This window comes from Sphingobacterium sp. 2149 (assembly GCF_031455655.1).
Taxonomy (GTDB): domain Bacteria; phylum Bacteroidota; class Bacteroidia; order Sphingobacteriales; family Sphingobacteriaceae; genus Sphingobacterium.
The window spans coordinates 31662-51665 of the sequence record NZ_JAVDTD010000012.1; the positions used below are offsets into that span (position 1 = coordinate 31662).

14 protein-coding genes are annotated in these 20004 nt (G+C 39.4%); 11 read left to right on the plus strand and 3 right to left on the minus strand.

The window, feature by feature from the left end; genetic code table 11:
- Position 1: 1 nt before the first annotated feature.
- Complete coding sequence (locus J2X77_RS17520) at positions 2-1237, minus strand: glycosyltransferase (RefSeq protein ID WP_209578323.1); 1236 nt, start codon at positions 1235-1237, stop codon at positions 2-4.
- A 123-nt stretch (positions 1238-1360) separates the two neighbouring features.
- Here J2X77_RS17520 and J2X77_RS17525 point away from each other — a divergent pair, with 123 nt between their 5' ends.
- From J2X77_RS17525 to J2X77_RS17550, 6 genes are all read left to right on the plus strand, one after another.
- Positions 1361-3955, plus strand: coding sequence for a phosphatidylglycerol lysyltransferase domain-containing protein (locus J2X77_RS17525; protein ID WP_209578325.1), 2595 nt, complete (start codon positions 1361-1363; stop codon positions 3953-3955).
- Positions 3956-3976: 21 nt separating this feature from the next.
- A complete protein-coding gene (locus J2X77_RS17530; protein ID WP_209578327.1) occupies positions 3977-4645 on the plus strand; it encodes an AcvB/VirJ family lysyl-phosphatidylglycerol hydrolase in 669 nt (222 codons plus the stop codon).
- A 173-nt stretch (positions 4646-4818) separates the two neighbouring features.
- Positions 4819-5859 carry an LLM class flavin-dependent oxidoreductase gene (locus tag J2X77_RS17535; protein WP_209578329.1) on the plus strand — a complete coding sequence of 347 codons (1041 nt, stop codon included), beginning with the start codon at positions 4819-4821 and terminating at the stop codon, positions 5857-5859.
- Positions 5860-5928: 69 nt separating this feature from the next.
- Positions 5929-6510: a tRNA-(ms[2]io[6]A)-hydroxylase gene (locus J2X77_RS17540; protein ID WP_209578331.1), complete on the plus strand. Its 582-nt coding sequence runs from the start codon at positions 5929-5931 to the stop codon at positions 6508-6510.
- 74 nt (positions 6511-6584) lie between these two features.
- On the plus strand, positions 6585-7685 hold the full coding sequence (gene rlmN, locus J2X77_RS17545) for a 23S rRNA (adenine(2503)-C(2))-methyltransferase RlmN (RefSeq protein WP_409050319.1): 1101 nt from the start codon (positions 6585-6587) through the stop codon (positions 7683-7685).
- A 41-nt stretch (positions 7686-7726) separates the two neighbouring features.
- Complete coding sequence (locus J2X77_RS17550) at positions 7727-8425, plus strand: ComF family protein (RefSeq protein WP_209578333.1); 699 nt, start codon at positions 7727-7729, stop codon at positions 8423-8425.
- Between the two features lie 162 nt (positions 8426-8587).
- On the opposite strand, the gene J2X77_RS17555 is transcribed toward J2X77_RS17550, so the two are convergent.
- Entirely contained in the window at positions 8588-8971 is a 384-nt protein-coding gene (locus J2X77_RS17555) for a VanZ family protein (RefSeq protein ID WP_209578335.1), read from the minus strand.
- Between the two features lie 154 nt (positions 8972-9125).
- On the opposite strand from J2X77_RS17555, the gene J2X77_RS17560 reads away from it, so the two are divergent.
- The 3 genes from J2X77_RS17560 to J2X77_RS17570 all read left to right on the plus strand — a co-directional run bounded on the left by J2X77_RS17560 (position 9126) and on the right by J2X77_RS17570 (position 13707).
- Complete coding sequence (locus J2X77_RS17560; protein WP_310081826.1) at positions 9126-9497, plus strand: PadR family transcriptional regulator; 372 nt, start codon at positions 9126-9128, stop codon at positions 9495-9497.
- Complete coding sequence (locus J2X77_RS17565; protein ID WP_293889262.1) at positions 9490-11160, plus strand: PspC domain-containing protein; 1671 nt, start codon at positions 9490-9492, stop codon at positions 11158-11160. Before J2X77_RS17560 ends, J2X77_RS17565 begins: the two co-directional genes overlap by 8 nt.
- Before the next feature lie 138 nt (positions 11161-11298).
- Positions 11299-13707, plus strand: a complete 2409-nt coding sequence (locus tag J2X77_RS17570) for a TonB dependent receptor (RefSeq protein WP_209578337.1) — start codon at positions 11299-11301, stop codon at positions 13705-13707.
- 83 nt (positions 13708-13790) lie between these two features.
- Here J2X77_RS17570 and J2X77_RS17575 read toward each other — a convergent pair whose 3' ends face one another.
- Positions 13791-14801, minus strand: coding sequence for a LacI family DNA-binding transcriptional regulator (locus J2X77_RS17575; RefSeq protein WP_209578338.1), 1011 nt, complete (start codon positions 14799-14801; stop codon positions 13791-13793).
- Between the two features lie 218 nt (positions 14802-15019).
- Between J2X77_RS17575 and J2X77_RS17580 the strand changes: the two genes are divergently transcribed.
- Complete coding sequence (locus J2X77_RS17580) at positions 15020-18214, plus strand: TonB-dependent receptor (protein WP_209578339.1); 3195 nt, start codon at positions 15020-15022, stop codon at positions 18212-18214.
- 4 nt (positions 18215-18218) lie between these two features.
- A complete protein-coding gene (locus tag J2X77_RS17585) occupies positions 18219-20000 on the plus strand; it encodes a RagB/SusD family nutrient uptake outer membrane protein (protein ID WP_209578340.1) in 1782 nt (593 codons plus the stop codon).
- The last annotated feature ends 4 nt before the right edge of the window (positions 20001-20004 follow it).

Sequence of the window (20004 nt, forward strand, 5' to 3'; positions counted from 1 at the left end):
TCTATTTGTTTTTTTCCTCAATCCATAATGACATATATTTTGTGCTCTGCATCGTGTGGTGTAATAAGATCTGACTAATAAAATTTTGTTGGCGATGTTTGTCAATTTGCACCTTTAATAAGGATAGATTTGTCATAAAGTCAGCCTGGTACTTTCGTTTTTCATACCGTTCGTTGATGATTCGGATGCCATTTTCTTGAGCTGTATACCAAATCTTTTTGTTTTCATATAGCTCAACAGTTTTGACACAAAATGTTTTGGGATCATCTTCGATAAAACCATTCCAGTCCAAATAGCCCTTCATGGCTTCTGCTCCAATAGTCGTCGTGACAGATGGAGTTCCGGTCTGCATGGCGTCAATAAATTTCCCTTTTACACCAGCGCCAAATTGAATTGGTGCGACTAGTACCCGGTAGTTTTCCATAGTAACACGAGCAGATTCTGCCCGCCCCTTAATCAAGAAACGCTCTTTTGGATTATTTAACTGTAGTACTTTCTGCGTTGCATACGCCCCATAAATGTGCAATTCCGCTTTAGGCAGCATGTTCCTTAACTGTGGCCATATTTGTGTTTTTAGATATTGCACGGTATGCCAGTTGGGTTCATGAATGAAATTCCCAATAAATAATAAATTCTTGCGCTCTTTGAAAGCCTTCCACTGTACCACCTCAGAAGGAGTGATCTCCTTTTCAAGGAACGGAAGATAATAAAGGATATCCGGTGAAATTCGAAATTCTTCGATAAGAATCTTCATTTCAGATTCGGAGATAATCAATGAGAGATCACTCCGCAATATGGCGGCAAGTTCTCGTTTGGCGGTATCGGTAAATAATGCTTGAAAGGAAAAATCATCTTTATTTTTAACAGATGTCTGTCTTGCTTGGCGCAAGAAATGCAAATCTTCTGTATCAAGTACACGAAGTGCGTTGGGACATTGCTGTGCAACACGCCAGCCATATTGCTCTTCCACCATAAAACGATCAAATACAACAATGTCAGGCTGAAGCTGCTTAATAAAATCATCAAAGCTGCTGCTATTAAGCACAATTGCCTGTTCATGTATCCCCAGAGATTGCAAAAAGGCACTGTAGGGCGATTTGGCCGCGGCCGAAGCAAATGTAATCTGGTAGGAGCTCGCAAGGAATGTTTCAATCAATTGCATCATGCGAAAGCCCGCCGCAGAAGATGTTGGCTCTGGCCACACAAGTCCGATGAACAAAACCTTTTTCTCTTTCATGCCGGAAAATTACTGATTAATGTGAAAAGAATTGACGAAAAATTAACAATTAGTCATTTTCAAACGATTAGCTTTATTCAGTGTTTATAAAATATGTAGGCTTATCCACCATTAAACAACTATATGGTCAAAACTATTGCTCAACGGATTCGACATTTTTCACCAAAAACCTATTGGAAGGAACTAATAGCTGTTTTGGTAATCTTATTAGCCTTTGTATTTTTTAGAAATGAGCGAAAAGAGCTTGCTGCAATTATTCCGCAATTGCGTGCGGCCAATTTAACCTGGGTATCCGTTGGGGTGGCAATAACCATCATCTATATTGTGCTCCAGGGATTGATGTATGTACAGAGTTTTAAGGCTATTGGTCTTTCCATTAATCTGCGCATTGCAATTGACCTTTTCTTAAAGCGCAATTTACTCAGTGTGTTTTTGCCCGCAGGTGGAATCAGTTCCCTTGCCTATACGACGACTCAGTTGCGGAAAAGAAATTTAAATACCACTCAAATTCATCAGGCTGGCGCTCTTTATGGTTATGTTGGTTTATTGACTGTCTTTATAATTGGCGTACCTGTAATATTATACACAATCTGGCACAACAAAAATTTTGGGGATGCCTGGATTTCACTGGTGATTTTAGGATTGCTGTTGGGTATTGTATTTTGGATAGTCTGGTCTTTTAGAACGCACAGAGGAATCTACAGTTGGGTAGAAGCAAAGTTTCCTGCTGTTTCTTCCAATATTGACGAAATATTTTCAGGAGAAGTCAAGCTGAAGTATCTCTTGGGGACTATGCTTGCCTCCATGGTGGTGGAATGTTGCGGTATAGCACATGCATTTGTTAGTATGTATGCCCTAGGTTTGGATCATTCCTTTGAAGCTGCGGCTATTGCTTACACTGTGTCGGTTGTATTAATGATCGTTTCTCCTTTTTTGCGCGGGCTTGGGGCTGTCGAACTAACCATGTTATATATTTTTAAAGCGTATGGCTATTCCCAGGCAGAGGGTTTAGGCATCACGATCCTATATCGGGCATTCGAATTTTGGCTACCCCTAATTTTGGGACTTCTGGCTTTTGCATGGCGTGGCAAGCAATTGTTGGCGAGGATTGGACCTGCCTTGCTTATTTTCTTTTTGGGCGTGGTGAACCTCGTCTCCGTATTGACACCACCGTTGGCCGATCGTATGAAACTTGATCGATTTTATTTGCCGCTGGAAGCAATTCACGCATCTAAATTCATGGTATTAGTGTTGGGCCTGGGGTTATTGGTCACTTCGGCCTACTTGATTAAAGGCTTCCGTATTGCATTTTGGATAGCTGTAGTATTCAGCGCACTATCACTGTTTGGGCATGTCTTTAAAGCCCTGGACTATGAAGAAGCTTCGGTGGCTTTATTGACCTTGGTTTTATTGGCAATGAGCTATAAGCAATATCGCATTAAGAGTAATATTCGATGGATGCGTATTGGGTTTATCACATTTTTTGTTGCTCTCATGGGCATATGCCTATTTGATGTGTTGAGCTTTTACTTTATTGATAAGCAACATTTCGGGGTCGACTTTACCTGGAGACAATCCATTTACCATACCGCAAGAAGCTTCTTGTTGTTTGCCGACGATGAATTGATGCCACAAACAAACTTTGGTCAAGAACTCTTGCGGATCACTCAGGTACTTGGACTTTTTTGCTGGTTCCTCTTGATCTATGCGTTAGCCCGCCCCCGTCTTCTAGCAGATGAGGACTCGAACCAATCTGAATTGGAGCGTGCGGAGCAGCTGCTCCTCGAATTTGGACAGTCTCCGATGGATTTTTTTAAACTCGGAAAAGATAAGAGCTTATTTTTTTCGGAAATTTCAGAAGGATTTACGGCTTACCGCTTGGCTAACGAATTTGCAATTGTATTGGATGAACCTGTGTGTGAACAAGGGGATAAGGAAGAATTGATTCGGGAGTTTGATGCTTATTGCTATGCAAATGGATTGAAAGCCATTTATTATCGTGTTGATGAAAATAGCTTGGTCCACTTTTCTTCCCTTCGCAAACAGAAGATTACGATTGGACAGGAAGCAGTATTAGAACTCGAGGCATTCAAGCTGGAGGGTAAGGACCGTAAGTCACTGCGTAACGGACTGAATGCAATTCATAAAAAGGGGTTTACCACGGAAGTGTTGACAGCACCGCAGAACAAGGAAATTATAGATCAATTGAAAGCGATCTCCGATGAGTGGTTGAAAGCATTTGATAAAAAGGAAATGGTTTTTTCACAGGGTATGTTCGATGGAAAAGATCTTGTCTTACAGGATATTATTGTGCTGAAAAATGAAGCAAGTCAAGTGGTCGCTTTTCTCAATATTATTCCTGACTATGCAAAAGATGAGTGTACCTATGACATGATTCGGAAGTCTTCGGTAGCTCCAGGTGGAAGTATGGATGCGTTGATCGTTGAGCTTATTGCTTATGCGAAAGACCGAAAATACGCGTATTTAAATTTGGGCATGGTACCAATGACGGGTTTAGGAGCAACGGATAGTCCCGCAGAGAAAATTATGAAATTTGCCTCAAAGCGATTAGGCAATTTCAAACATTACCATAGCCTGCGCGATTTTAAAGAAAAGTATGCGACATTTTGGGAAAATAAATACCTTATATTTGATAACGATTTTGATCTCATACAACTTCCTGCAGCACTGATAAAAGTAATGAAGCCAAATGAATAGCTTCATATAGAGCTCATACAGATGAAAAAATTAGCCACTTTATTTATAATTGGAAGCATAGCGTTTCATGCTTTTGCTCAACAACGTTTGATTGACATGAAATATTGGAATAATAAAGCTGTATTACCTTTGGTTCTCTATCTGAGTGGAGATGGCGGGTTCAATTCGTTTTCAAATAAACTCTGTGAGCTGATTGCTGGAGCAGGATATACGGTGGCTGCTATTGATTCAAAAAACTATTTCTGGAAGAAGAAAAGTCCAAATGAAATTGCTGCGGATGCGTCAAACACGCTTAAAAACTTGCTTGGAGGACGACATAATACCCGCCTTTTTGTGGTTGGTTATTCATTCGGTGCGGATGCAGTTCCTTTTATTGTTAATCGCTTGGATCCTGCCGTTAAAAAAACCTTAAAAAGTGTAGTGCTTTTGGAACCTTCGGGGTCGACTGATCTTGAGATCCACATTGCAGATATTCTGGGGCGGAGTAATGCAAAACGAAGTCTTGATGTCGTGTCGGAAATCAATCGAATGGATGGAGTGAAAACGAGTGTTATTCTTGGTGACGATGAAGCCGACTTTTCTGTAAAGAAGATAACCCTTAAAAATTTTAGCAAAGTATACCTTTCTGGCGGACATCATTTTAGTGGAAATGCAGAACAGGTAGCGAAGAATACTGTCGCCCTATTTTAATGGAGCCGCCTTCATATACGCTGACTCTCTTCTACGGTGGTTATACGCTAGCAACGGGCATTTATAGTGCTAAGATAGGTAAAAGCTTCGATGCTATTCGTATTTCTTGTCCTACATCAATTTAATTAAATAATGAAGGGCTTAATTTTGATTTAGAATTTAAATAGACAATTATGGAATTAGGAATAGGAATGTTTGGTGACTCTCGGATAGATCCAGTTACGGGTCAGATCCAGGCAGCACAAGACCGAATGAAAGAAATTATTGAAGAAATCAAACTCATGGATCAAGTGGGCTTAGATTTCTTTGGAATAGGAGAACATCATCGCGCAGATTATGCAGTAGCGGCACCAGAGATAGTCTTAGCGGCAGCTTCTACAGTGACTAATAATATTAAATTGGGGAGTGCAGTTTCGGTATTGAGTTCTGCCGACCCGGTCAAATTATTTCAGGATTTCGCTGCAGTTGATTTGTTGTCAGATGGAAGGGCCGAGTTAATGGCCGGAAGAGGATCTTTCATCGAATCCTTTCCCTTATTTGGTTATGATCTCAAAGATTATTCCGAGTTATTTGAAGAGAAGTTAGCGCTTTTGCTTAGATTGAATAAGCAAAATCCAATCACATGGCGTGGAAATTTTAGAGCTCCCCTAATCAATCAAGAAATTTTCCCTCGGCCTAAGAACGGATCACTGCCGATTTGGGTTGCCGTAGGGGGCACAACTTCTTCTGTTATCCGTGCAGGAAAATTGGGTTTACCTGTCATGTTTGCTATCATTGGTGGTATGTATGAAAGTTTCGATCATCTATTTGACATGTATCGCCAAGCGTATGAGGATAATGGTCATGATATGGCTAATTTTCAAGTTGGAGTACACATGCATGCATTTTTTGGCGATAACAGCGCCCAGGTTGCAGATTATTACTATCCGATTTATTCCGCACAGATGGATCGCATAGGGTCAAGTCGAGGCTGGCCTCCATATCAACGCACGCAATATGATTTCGGAAGGTCTTCAAGGGGCCACCTGATTGTTGGAGATGCTAATTATGCCGTAGATAAAATCTTGCAGATTCAGGAGAAATTTAAGCTGACACGTTTCTCTGCCCATATGGATGTAGGTGCCCCCGGACATAAAGAAATGTTGCGATCTATAGAGATTTATGGCGAGAAAATAGCACCAGAAATTAGAAAGGTATTACATAAAGATATTTAGAGATATTATCATTTTTTTAACGTTCAGATATTACATACCTTTGTGGAATAAATCATTTTAGAGAGTAAGATGCTTGGATTAAAGTTATTGACAGATCCGCGGTGGGCAAACATTGCAGAAGGTAATTTAGAGGAGATTTTGACAGATCATGCATGGTGTGAACAAAAAGCTGCTTCAAATGCAATATCCTTAATTACAAACAACTCAGAGTACGAGGATTTGGTACATGAATTGACCGCAATCGCTATCGAAGAAATGGAGCATTTTAAGATGGTCATTGATATCATTAAAGAACGTGGTTATACTTTAGGGCGTGAGCGAAAAGATGATTATGTTGGTCAATTGATGAAATTCTCTAAAAAGGACGGGAGCCGTAACATGGCTTTTATAGACCGTTTATTATTTGCTGCCATGATTGAAGCTCGTAGTTGTGAACGTTTTAGAGTGCTGTCGCAAAATATTCAAGATAAAGAATTGGCAAAGTTTTATTATGATTTAATGGTTTCTGAAGCAAATCATTATACCACATTTTTAAATTTTGCACGTAAATATACTATAGATGTTGATGTAGAAAAGCGTTGGAAAGAGTGGTTGGATTTTGAAGGTAAGCTGATTCAGTCATACGGAAGTAAAGAGGCCATTCATGGCTAATCGGATATCGCCCCTACCTATTTTAAAACACATACATAACAGTTGTCCCGTTCTATTTCTTAGAACGGGATTTTTTGTCACTTAATTATTCTTATCTTTGTACCGTGATTGAAAAAAGTAAAAGAATAGATATCAGGAGTTTGTCTTTGGATCAGATCAAAGACCAACTTACAGCGTTGGGGGAGCAAGGTTTTCGTGCAAAACAGATTTATGAATGGATTTGGGTTAAATCTTGTGTAGATTTTGATCAGATGAGCAATCTAAGTAAATCCCTTCGCGAGAAGCTAAAAGAGCATTTTACAATCAATGCAGTTACAATTAAAGAATCACAGATCAGCTCGGATAAAACCATTAAAAGTAGTTTTTGGCTCTACGATAATAATATCATTGAGGGGGTGTTAATACCGGCTCCCGAGCGTATGACAGCCTGTGTCAGTTCACAAGTAGGTTGTAGTCTGACCTGTAAGTTTTGTGCAACAGGCTATATGGATCGCAAAAGGAACCTCAATGCCGATGAGATCTATGATCAGGTCGTTCTAATCAGCAAGCAAGCCGAGGAGAATTATGGTCAGCCTCTGACAAACATTGTCTATATGGGAATGGGAGAGCCATTGTTGAATTATGCCAATATGATGAAATCGGTAGAACGTATTACTGCTCCAGATGGATTGAATATGGCTGCCAAGCGGATTACAGTGTCCACGGCCGGTATTGCAAAAATGATTAAGAAATTGGGTGATGATCAAGTGCGTTTCAATTTAGCGCTTTCTTTGCATGCCGCAAATGATAAAAAGCGAAATGAGATTATGCCGATTAACGAGCAGAACTCCCTAAAGGCGCTGGCAGAAGCCCTCAAATATTTCTATGCCAAAACAAAGAGCCCGATCACATTTGAATATATTGTCTTTAATAATTTCAATGATGAATTGGACGATGCGAAAGAACTGGCCAAATTCTGTAAACATGTGCCCTGTAAAGTCAATCTAATTGAATATAATCCTATTGCATTAGCAGACTTCCTAAATGCCGAAGCAGATAAAATCGAAATTTTTGCAAATTATCTCAAAAGTCAAGGAATCATCACAAATGTCAGACGCAGCCGTGGAAAGGATATTGATGCCGCTTGTGGGCAATTAGCCATCAAGGATAAGAAAGAAGAGGAATCTGAAGCATAATCTGATGGATTGTTCCTATCTTTAATAGGAGAGTTAACCAGATGAAGTCCGAACTAAATAAGCTTTTTGGCGATTTCGTGTCTATATTTTTTCCGAAAGAATGTGGATGTTGCGGTTGCGTGCTAAAATATCAGGAAAAGTTTATCTGCATTGCATGCGATTTTCATTTGCCTTATACGAACTATCACGAATACTCAGATAATGATACCGCGAGACAGCTCTGGGGAAAAGCACCGTTGGAAGAAGCATGCTCTTTCTTGTTCATGCAAAAGGATAGCCGTGTAGAACGTCTAATCTATCAGATTAAATACAATAACCAACCTTTTCTTGCGGAATACTTTGGCTATCAATATGGCTTAAAATTAATCGAAGTAAAGGCGTACCAAGATATTGATTTTGTTATTCCTGTGCCTTTACATAGTAGTAAATTACGGAAAAGAGGGTATAATCAATCTACCTACTTTGGAAGGGGAATAGCCAGAGCGATGGAAATTCCATTGCGGGAAGATATTTTGGTTAGAAAGAAAGCAACCATCAGTCAAACGGGCAAGGGAAGGCTCGAGCGCTATGAAAACGTAAGTGATATCTTTGATTGTCAAACCACTGTTTTAATGGATAATGTGCACATACTATTGGTGGACGATGTGTTGACAACAGGCGCAACAGTTATTTCAGCAGCGTTAATGCTTTTCGCGTCTTTTGACTGTCGGATTTCTGTCGCCACTTTGGCTAGGGCCTAGTTCATTCGCCAAGCCTAGCTTATTGGGGGCAAACTATCAGAACTAAAATCTACACCTACACCTACCTCTTCAACTGCGATTCGGATAATTTAGGCTGTAAATCGTCCGATCTTCTCATATTTCAAAAATAAGTAAGTCATCGAGATAAATCCAACAACATATCTATGACCTTCGGTTGACATAATTCAGAAGATAAGCAAACCCTGCCATACCTATTCCGATAGTGTCAGCAAATAAATCCCACCAATCGCCACTGCGATAAGTAAAAATGTAAAGCTGAAGTAATTCGGTCAGCCCTGCAAATAAGAATCCGAGTATAGATACAATAAAGAAAGGAACCCAACGTGTCGGTTTGCCGCTGAATTGTTGGATCACCCCATTATATAGCAGCGTGCAGAAAACAAAGAACATACCGCAATGGACTAATTTATCCATACCGGGATAAGAAGGAACTGCGTCGAAATTGTTGCCCGGGAGTGTGCATAAAACGATAACTATGATGGCCCAAATAAAACACCATTTATAGTCTAGCAAGATTTTAATCATGGCAATAAATATCCAAAAATTTCCTGATAGAAATTAAATTATTATTTATTTAAAAATTATTCGACTGTAAATCAGGTTTTTATGTAATTCTTGTTGTTTTGTATGGTACTATGTATTGCATGGTACCATAAAATACATATATCTTTGTATTGTTATGATAGCTGAAAATACACAAATACAAATGAGGAAGGGGATACTTGAATACTGTATCCTATCCATAATTTCTCGAGGAGAAATTTATGCCTCCGATATTATCAGCGAACTGAAGAAAGCTCAATTATTGGTTGTAGAAGGCACCTTATATCCGCTTTTGACCCGTCTAAAAAACAATGGGCTGTTAAGCTATATATGGAAAGAGTCAACTTCAGGTCCGCCTAGAAAATATTATGAAATCACACAAGAAGGATTGGTAGTCCTTTCTAGATTAGATGTTACCTGGAATGAGTTGGTGTTTGCTGTAAACACTTCATTGGTAGGTAGAAACAATGATTCAACTAAACCAGTTAAAGATAATAACGATGAATAAGACAATAATTATCAACATAAATAGTATCGTCTTTCATATCGAAGAGGATGCTTATGAGGTGCTTCGCTCCTACATGATTGATATAAAGAAGCACTTTGGACAATCAGAAGATAGTCGCGAAATTTTAGAAGATATCGAGAACCGTATTGCTGAAATGTTTACCGAGAAGATTCAGGCAGGTAGCAAGGAAGTGCTTAATATGGATGACGTTAATGCAGTGATCGAGCAAATGGGAAGCGTCAGCGATTTTGAATCCGAAGATCAGGATGGTTATTCGTCTTTCCAGCAACAGTCGAATGCAGACGGGTTTAAAGTGGGTAAAAAATTGATGCGCGACCCTGATGACAAGGTTTTTAGTGGAGTATGTAGCGGGCTTGGCCACTTTTTTGGCATTGAGGCTAAATGGGTACGATTACTTTTTGCTTTATTTGTTGTGATCGGTGGATCAGGCGTATTGGTCTATGTCATACTGTGGATTGTAATGCCGTTGGCTATCACGCGTGCAGATAAAATGGAGATGCGTGGTGAGGCCCCAAATATTCATAATTTTAAACGTTCGTTCGACGAAGAAATGAGTGGAGTACGTGACTCATTTTCAAGAGGTATGGATCGGACAGGCGATAGTGTTGCTAAATTATTGCAGATTATTGTAAAAGTCATTGGCGTATTCTTTGTTATAATCGTTGGGTTGACCCTCATTGGTTTGATCATTGGACTTATTTTCTTTGCATTAGCTATTCTAAACGTCATTCCAGACGTTATGGATAACTCTGGACCTTTTTATTTAATGGATCCGAGCGATGTACCTTTTGCGTTGATAGCAGGTTTCTTGGCCATTTTTATCCCGTTTGCTGGATTGTTCTATTTACTTCTCCGTGTTCTTTTCGAGAAAAAGCCAATGAGCAATTATTTGACTACAACATTATTTTTGGTGTGGTTGGCTTCGATAGGTGCTATTATTTACTATTCTACATCCGTAGCGAAAGAATTCAAAGAGTCAAGTACAATTGTTGAAGAGAAGCCGCTGCAAAAGCAAGCTGTTTATTACTTAAATGAAAATGATATTCGGGTGATCCGCTTAAAGAACGGTGTAAAAAGCGGTCTGGGCATAAAAAGCGAAAACCTGTCTACCTATTTAAGACGTAATATTCGCATCCGCATTGAACGTATCGACTCCTTACAAGAACCTTACGTGCGTTATGAATATTCGGCTAAAGGAAACTCCTATAAAGTTGCAACGGATAGAGCAAGTAACATTCATTATACGTTGAGGCAAGATAGTACATCTCTAGTATTTGACAATGCTTTTCAATTAAATGAAGGCGAACTCTATCGGGATCAAGAAGTCAATATAACCTTGTTTCTTCCAGTCGGAACCAAACTGATCATTAACGATAAACTGGAAGATAAATTAAGAGATATTTCGTTTTATGAATGCCGTGACCGGTACAGTGAGGATTTAAGTGACGTAAAGGATGTCGAATTTATGGTCACTTCACTCGGGTTGAAATGTGCCCTGCCACCGAAAAAATCTGATGACAACGACGAAGTAGATGCGGAAGACAGTGAAGTAGCCGCAAATGATACGTCTATCGTCATCCGTCGTGATACCATTATCAAAGTGAAAAAAGATGGTGTCACAGTAGAAACAAAAAAGAAATAACCGATACTTTGTCTTCTGCCTGCGGGCGGAAGACAAGGTATGGTAGCTTTAGCCAATCGAAAGTCAGTACGCAACCGCGTGTGATAAGCCTATTGAATACCATCAACGTAACTGCTTTTGCATCTATTTTATAAACGAATGAAAAGATATTTTTACCTCTTACTCTTAAATTTATTGATTGCTTCCTTTGCCTGTGCGCAAGTTAAAGTCACAGGGAAAGTACAGCTGGAAAACAACGCGCCTTTGGCTTCTGCAACGGTTTACCTCATGAGTGCCAAGATGGATGTTATGTTGAAAACAGGGGTTACAGATGAAAATGGAAAATACCAATTTTCAGATATAAAACCTGGACGTTATTATGTCCACATCAAGATGGTCGGGTATGTAAGCAATAAAAGTAATGTTTTTGATATTGGTAAGTCAGATTACAATGCGCCCATAATTCTGTTGAACACCGATACACGAAAACTGCAGGAAGTTGCTGTTGAAGGTAAGCGGCCGATGGTTGAAAGCAAGCCCGGTAAATTGGTGCTAAATGTGGAAAATTCTCCCTTAGCAGCAGGGAATAATGCCCTAGATATTGTACAACGAGCTCCGGGAGTAAGCTTGGATAACAACAATAATTTACAGTTGATGGGGCAATCTGGTGTCTCCGTTACTATCGATGGACGGCAGACCTATATGTCCGGTGAGCAGTTGGTGAATTTCTTGAAGAGTACAGATGGCAATCAGATTAAGTCAGTCGAAGTGATAACCACTCGCGCAGCTAAGGATGATGCTGAGGGGGCAGTGGGAACTATAAATATCGTTCTAAAAAAGAATCGGATGGAAGGGTTTAACGGCACCTTTAACATGACGGCAGGGAGGGGGGAAAAATTCAGAGGGAATAGCTCCTTGTCGTTAAACTATAAAAAGAACAATACAACCCTATTCGGATCGTATGCCTATTCTGATGAAAAAAGCTACCGCAAGCTTCTGCTCGACCGTATCATACAGAATGAAGGAGTAAAGACTTATTTCAATCAAAGATCACTATTACATGAAAAGGAAAGAAACCATTCTTATCGTTTTGGGATAGAGCAAAAGACATCAGCTAGAAACATAGTCACGGTACAGTTTAATGGATCAAATAATGTCGAATACAATGATAACGATAGTAAGACCAATGTAGGAAAGTCTTTTACAACATTGGATTCCCTTTTGATTTCGACGTCTGCATTCAAAGAATTGTTTGATCGTTACTCTGCTAATTTGAACAACGAGTTTCGAATTGATTCTAATGGCAGAAAACTCACTTTCGATCTGGATTGGAGTAAATTCAATAGCAGTAAACGTGTCAGCTACAATAATCAATATTTTGATGGTCAGATGGACGCCATTACGCCTGAGGAGATTCAACAAAGTAGAATGCCCATCGGAATCGATATTTATGTCGCCAAACTGGATTATGAACAACCGCTATCTAAGGTTTCCAAGCTTGAAATGGGAGCAAAATACTCCAATGTTACATCGGATAACAATTTAACGTTTGAAGACTTTTTGAGCAACTCTTGGATTAGCAATGAAAAGCGTACAAATCATTTTGTGTATAAAGAGCAGATTGCCGCGACATATATAGACTATAACAATACGATTGGAAAATGGGGAATGAAGGTAGGAGCAAGAGGGGAATATACGTTTTCCGACGGAAATTCATTAACATTAAATAAGCAGGTGAAACGGAATTACTTTAAGCTTTTTCCGAATGCAAACCTAACGTATACCCTCCATGCAAACCATATTTTTTCATTGGGTTATGCAAGGAAAATCACCCGCCCCAATTACCGTCAGCTCAATCCTTTTGATTATTTTATTGATAAACTAACCTTTGAGCGTGGTAATCCGTATTTAAATCCGCAATATTCCAATGAATTTACCTTCAATTATACGTTGATGCAGTGTTATAATGTGACATTGGGTATTAACGATGTAAGGGATGCTATTGTAGAAAGCATGGGACAAGATTCGGTACTGAAACAAACTTGGGTTATACGTGAAAATTTAGGTAAGAACTTAACGGCTTATCTGAATCTGAACATTCCGGTTACAGTATCCAATATTTGGAGCATGAATAACAATGTTACTGGTATCTATTTTGACTTTGATGGTATGGTGAGCGGCCATCCACTAAAAAGAAAATCTTTTCTTTTGCAAGCTACATCCATGCACAATCTTAAGCTGGCGAAAAGCCTGTCGGCGAATGTCAATTTAAGATATTTCTCTCCTTTCAAATACAACGTATACGATATGAGAGGCCGTTGGGATATGGAGGTTGGAGCGACAAAAACGTTTAAAGATCAACGTAATTCTTTAAAGTTGGCCGTGAGCGACCTATTTAATACAGGAAATCAGAACCTGAAAACTAATTTCGGAGACTTTGATTCCAGTATTAGACAATACCAAGATCGTCGTGTGGTCCGATTAACCTATTCGTATAAATTTGGAAATTTAAAAAATAATTATCGTAAGAAAGATACAAGTAACGAAGAAAAGGAAAGGGCGCAATAGGACATGAATGTCTTATTATCCAACCCTAAGAGTATCATTTCTTACGGTTTTTTTGTTTGATGTAAATTCAGTACCCCATCGATTTAATCAGTGTTTATCAATTCAGTAGGTAATACACGAGTTTCAAACTCAGCGATTGGATATTTGGTTTCTATCAACTTAATAAGCAATTCTGTCGCGATTTTCCCCATTTCGAAAGCAGGCTGTCTAATAGAAGTTACTTTGGAAGAAAATAAATCTACAACATTTGAGTTTGTAAATCCAGCAATAGCGATATCTTGTTGTGCTGCTAATGGCCTTTTTTTTATTACATGAAGATATCCTGTGGTTAATTTGTCTCCCGAAATGAAAATAGCATCAAAACCAATGCGGATAAGTTCCTCGACAGCTTGCTCAATTTCCGCTGAGTGTAGCCCGCCATGTTGACAATACTTGACCAAATTTGGATCAAAATCGATATGATTCGCCATCAGCGCCTTTTTATAGCCAATTAATCGATCCTTCGTTATAGACAATGATTTGGAGTTTGTCAGATGTGCAATTTTTTTCTTTCCGAGTTTTATAAGGTGCTGTGTGGCATCATAGGCTCCTTGTTGATTGTTTACAACGACTTTGTAGGTATCAAACTGCTGCGGCACGCGATCAAAAAAGACAATGGGAAATCCCCGCTCCTTCAGCTGCTGCAAATAGGATATATCTTCGGTTTCCGAAGATAATGCAATCAATAGTCCGTCGATGGATCTGGAAGTTAAATATTCAACATTTAGTCGTTCGCGTACAGACGATTCATGCGTTTGTGATATTATAATTTGAAAGTTCTTGTCATAAGCAATAGATTCTACACCGTTGATGACCTGTGAGAAAAAATTATTGGCTATTTCGCTAACAATAACACCGATCGAATGACTTCGACGCTCTTTCAAACTTCTAGCGATAGGGTTGGCGCGATAGTTTATCTTTTCGGCATATTCCAATACAATCTTTTTTGTTTCGGGGCTTATTTCATAACTATCTCTTAAGGCTCTCGAGATCGTGGAAGTGGATAAATTAAGCGCTTTAGCAATATCTTTAATTGTATAGTTTTCGAATCTCATAATCGGCAAAATAAACTATAATATTAATCAAAAAAAATTACAAAACCTAATTTATCAGGATATGCAAACGTTGCCGGCAACGTTTGCATAACTTTTTAATGATACTTGCATGAACAAGTGAAATATACTTTGTAAACTTGATTGTATGATAACCAATTAAATTTTGATGCAGTTCCTGCAACAGCAATTTAATCATTAAAATTTTAAACCCTAAAAATATGAGTAAAGCCTTAGTAATCTCTACTGCTATCTGTGCTTCGTTATTCACATTAAATGCGCACGCTCAAACCCGAAAAGTCCAAGGCACAGTCGTTGGTACAGATCAAAAAGCATTGGTGGGTGTAAGTGTGACCGTGTCTGGGACAAAAATTGTTGCTGTGACCGACCAACGTGGAAAGTTCAGCATCGAGATACCTGGTAACAATAACGAACTTCAATTTACCTATGTCGGATTTCAGACTAAAAAAGTTACAATTCCTACGAATCAGAAGATGCTTAGTATTGTTCTAGAGGAAAAGTCTAATGCGCTCGAGGAAGTAACCGTTAATATCGGATATGGAACCGTTAAGAAAAAAGATCTGACGGGGGCTGTAACCTCCGTAGGTGCAGAAACGATCTCCAAAGCGCCAGTATCATCTGCTCTTGAAGCGATTGCAGGAAGAATGGCGGGCATACAGATTTCTTCAACAGAAGGTTCCCCTGATGCCGAGATGAAGGTTCGTGTGCGTGGCGGTGGCTCCGTTACGGGAGATAACGCTCCTTTGTATATCGTGGATGGATTTCCGATGTCTTCGATATCAGATATCGCACCTGCTGATATTGAATCGATTGATGTATTAAAAGATGCATCTTCTGCAGCTATATATGGCTCCCGGGGTGCAAATGGGGTTGTCATCGTAACCACTAAAAGTGCCAAATCTGGGAAAACATCAATTAGTTATAGTGCGTTTGGAGGAATTCGAAATTTGGCAAAAAAACTTGATGTATTGTCTCCATACGATTACGTAACATGGCAATACGAACAGGCCTTATTGGAAAATAACCTGGATACCTATGTCAAATACTTCGGTAACTTTCAGGATATAGATCTCTATAAAGACGTAAAACCAAACGATTGGCAGGAACTTGTATTCGGAAGAACAGGAAATACTTTCAATCAGAATTTCAACCTGTCCGGAGGCACTGATAAAACGAAATATTCTATTTCACATTCCTTTGTAAAAGATAAGGCAATTATGGAAATGTCAGGCTTTCAGAGACAAAATATTAATTTCAAGCTGAACCATAAACCATCTAAAAGCACTTCAATAGATCTAGGAGCACGGTTTTCTGACGTTCGCATTTCAGGTGGAGGCATGAATGAACAGAATGAAGCCTCATCAGCAGACTCCCGATTAAAATTCGCAATGATTTATCCTCCCTTTCCGGTGGGAGGTTTGACAAATAGTGATGAAACCGATGATGAATTCAATTTATATAATCCACTAGAGTCCTTGGTCGATAATGATCAGTTGCAGCGAAGACGAACGTATAACCTAAATGCGGCATTTAGCTGGGATATTGTTAAAAACTTACGGTTTAGGACAGAATTTGGCTTTGATGATTACCGCAATTATAACGATCGATTTTACGGCACAACCACTTATTATGTACGGAATGTTCCCGCTGCGTTAGAACAAAATAAGCCTGCTCTTATCTCATTGAATACTTCTACCCAGGGAATACGTTCAACAAACACACTCAACTATAACTTTCAAGATTTTCTCCCTAAAGGACATAGTTTAAGTGTGTTGGTTGGCCAGGAATATTTGTTTACACAAAAAACATTAAATACGAATACAACACACGGTTTTCCGAAAAGCTTTAAACTGGATGATACCCGCAGATTAACGCCACAAGGCGCCTCCAGTACGATAAACAATTATATGTTTGCTGACGAAAAATTACTATCATTTTTTGGCCGGGTAAATTATGATCTAGATTCGAAGTATTTATTTAATGCAACTTTTCGGGCAGATGGTTCGTCGAAGTTTTCTGCAGATAATTATTGGGGATATTTCCCATCTATGGCAGCAGCTTGGCGGATTTCATCAGAACGATTTATGAACAATACGCAATCTTGGCTGGATGACCTGAAGCTTAGGGCAAGTTTGGGTACATCCGGAAATAATAATATTCCATTAGAGCAGATCTATCCCATATTTTCGGTTAAGAATACGGAATGGGTTAATGGGTATAAAAATTATTGGGCTACGTCAAAAACAATGTCTAATCCAGATTTAAAATGGGAAACGACCATTTCAAGGAATATAGGGCTGGACTTTACCCTGTTCAAGAAGAAGCTATCGGGAACGATTGATGTCTATAAAAACAAAACGAAAGACCTTTTGATCCTTTTCCCAATTGCCGGATCAGGCTATGATGATCAATACCGCAACTTGGGGGAGACCCAAAATAAAGGTATTGAGCTTACGCTAAACTGGTCTGCAATAAATAAGAAAAACTTTGATCTTAATTTTAGCGGTAATATTAGTTTCAATCAAACGAAAGTCAATTCTTTGGGGACTCTAGCTTCGATTCCAATGGCTTCGGGGTGGGCTTCAACAGAAATTGGAACGGATTACATTGTGGAGACTGGCGGGCGAGTGGGTAAAATGTATGGTTATATGAGCGACGGACGTTACGAAGTCGGTGATTTTAAAGCCTATGATGCTACCGCAAACAAATGGATTTTAAAGGATGGTGTAGCCGATGCCTCTGCGGTTGTGGGTACCATAAGACCAGGAACGATGAAATTAAAAAATTTAGCCGGTGATGATAACAAGATAAACGCCAGTGATCAAACGATTATTGGCGATGCAAACCCTTTGCACACCGGTGGATTTTCAATCAATACACGCATCTATAACTTTGATATGACGGCATTATTTAACTGGAGCTATGGAAATGATATTTACAATGCAAATAAGATTGAATACACATCCACGAGCAAATATAATAACCGAAACATGCTTAATGTGATGGAAGAAGGACAACGTTGGACCAATTTACTGCCCGATGGAACAATCAGTAACGATGCTAACCAATTGGAGGATATGAATAAAAATACAAGTCTCTGGTCTCCTCTTACCAATAAATTTGTATTCAGCGACTGGGCTGTGGAGGATGGTTCGTTTTTGCGCTTGGGAACTGTTACAATAGGATATACGCTCCCTAAGGCATTTACAGAAAAGTTGAAAATCCGGAACTTCAGAGTTTATGTGTCTGGATATAATCTTGCCGTTTGGACAAATTATAGTGGTTTTGATCCTGAAGTCTCTACACGAAGGAGGACAAACCTTACTCCGGGGGTGGATTATTCGGCTTATCCAAAAAGCAGAACTTTCGTAGCAGGTCTTAATTTAAACTTCTAGTCTTATGAAAAAAACACTTTTGCATATAACAATGGCTTTAATATTTGCTGGATCCGTATCTTCTTGCAATAAAATATTGGAAGCACCGTCTAAATCTGCATTGGATGAGTCGGTTATCTTTTCCAATCAAGATCTTGCGGAGGGAGCAGTTGCAGGAATTATTCAATCTTTTGGTGAAACAAACTCATATCGGGGGAGGTACCTCGTATTTTATGGCATCAATACAGACACAGAAGTCAATAATAGCTTAAAGAATACTGGCGATGAAAAATCACGATTGTCAAACTATAACACAAACGTGAATAACACCCAGATGAATACCGATAATAATGCCTGGGCGAAGTTCTATGAAGGAATAGAACGAGCGAATTTAGCGATTAGAGGGTTGCGTAAGTACGGCGACATAGAACAACGTCCAGAAATGGCCTATATTCTAGGGGAGATACTAACTTTAAGAGCTGTTGTGTACAACGATCTCATCAAGGCATGGGGAGATGTACCAGCCCGTTTTGAACCGCTTAGTACAGCAACCATCTATATCGAGCGTAGTGACCGAGACATAATTTACAAGCAATTACTTGCCGATTTGGAGGAAGCACAAAAATATTTGCCTTGGCCAAATCAAAGTACTAAAACGGCCAATGTTGAACATGTCAATAAAGCGTTCGCTAAGGGGCTGCGTGCTCGTTTGGCTTTGGCCGCCGGAGGTTATTCGCAACGCGCAGATGGAATTCGAAAAAGTAATGATCCAGAACTGGATTCAAAAAAAATGTATGCGATAGCAAAACAAGAATGCTTGGATATTATTACTAGTGGTACTGCAAAACTTCTGGGTTTTGAAGAAGTTTTTAAAACATTGTGTCAAGAAAAAGGTCAGGCTGGCTTAGAATCATTATGGGAAATTCCGTTTAGTGAAGGCCGTGGCCGCGTTATATTTGACCTTGGCGTTAAACATACCACAACAGATAAGTATACCGGACAAAATAAAGGTGGGACAAATGGACCTAATCCAATCATGTTCTATGAGTATGAGAAAGAAGATGTGCGCCGGGATGTGAGTTGTGTTCCTTATGAATGGACGAGCGGGGTGCAGGTGCCAACAAATCTTGGTAAATGGTATTTTGGAAAGTACCGCTATGAGTGGATGTCTAGATTTGTTACTTCTACAAATGACGATGGATTAAATTGGATGTATATGCGGTATGCCGATGTACTTCTCATGGCTGCAGAGTCTATTAATGAATTGGATGGTCCGAGTGCTGCTGCCCCTTACTTTAAAATGATCCGTGATCGAGCATATCCAAACAATCCAGAGAAAGTGACAGCCTACATGCAGCAAATTACCGCAGGTAAGGATGTTTTCTTTAATGCAATTGTCAATGAACGTGCACTGGAATTTACGGGAGAAATGTTGCGTAAAGGGGATTTGATTCGATGGAATCTGCTGGGGGCCAAATTGGCTGAAGCTAAACAAAAACTACAGCAGCTGGAAAATAGGCAGGGTAAATATGCGACATTGCCGGCCAATATTTACTACAAGACAGCCGCTGATGGGGAAAAAGTGGAAATATATGGCTTAAACTATGGCGATACAGATGCAGCGGGTGCCGTAGCAGGATACCCTTCATCGAAAAAATGGACAATGGTTGCGAGTAGCGACCTAGCAACCTTTTGGGATGCTTTGTATCTACGTGATCCCAATACACAGCAATTTTGGCCTATTTGGCAATATTTTCTGGATAATAGCAACGGTAAGTTGACAAACAATGGTTTTAGTTTTCAATAGAAAA